Source organism: Acetobacter sp. DmW_125128, from assembly GCF_008704325.1.
Lineage (GTDB): Bacteria > Pseudomonadota > Alphaproteobacteria > Acetobacterales > Acetobacteraceae > Acetobacter > Acetobacter oryzifermentans.
Map to the genome: position 1 here is coordinate 1 of NZ_VHOP01000107.1, position 321 is coordinate 321.

The 321-nt window shown below is 54.5% G+C and carries 1 pseudogene; it reads left to right on the forward strand.

Annotated features, from left to right (window positions below):
• Nucleotides 1–209 (forward strand): annotated as a pseudogene (locus tag FKW19_RS15190) (IS5/IS1182 family transposase); the annotation flags it as partial.
• Nucleotides 210–321 lie beyond the last annotated feature (112 nt).

The window sequence follows — 321 nt, forward strand, 5'->3', positions numbered from 1 at the left end:
CTATGCCACGCCATATCCAACGGTCCAATGCAGGGAAGTCGGTGATCCGCTCGCGTGTCGAGCATGTCTTTGCCGATCAGAAATCACAGACAGGGCTGTTCGTCCGAACAGTGGGTATCACCCGGGCCACAATGAGGATCGGCCTGGCCAATATTGTCTACAACATGCGCCGCTTCCTCTTCCTCGAGAGGTTGAATGCGGGCACGTAGTCACCCCGGTGGCGATACTCCCCGGTCTGCTCAAATCGCAGAGCAAAAATCAGGATAAGGAACCTGAAATCACGCACAAGAGCACTCAGTCAAAGGTTTTTCGAACCCTCCA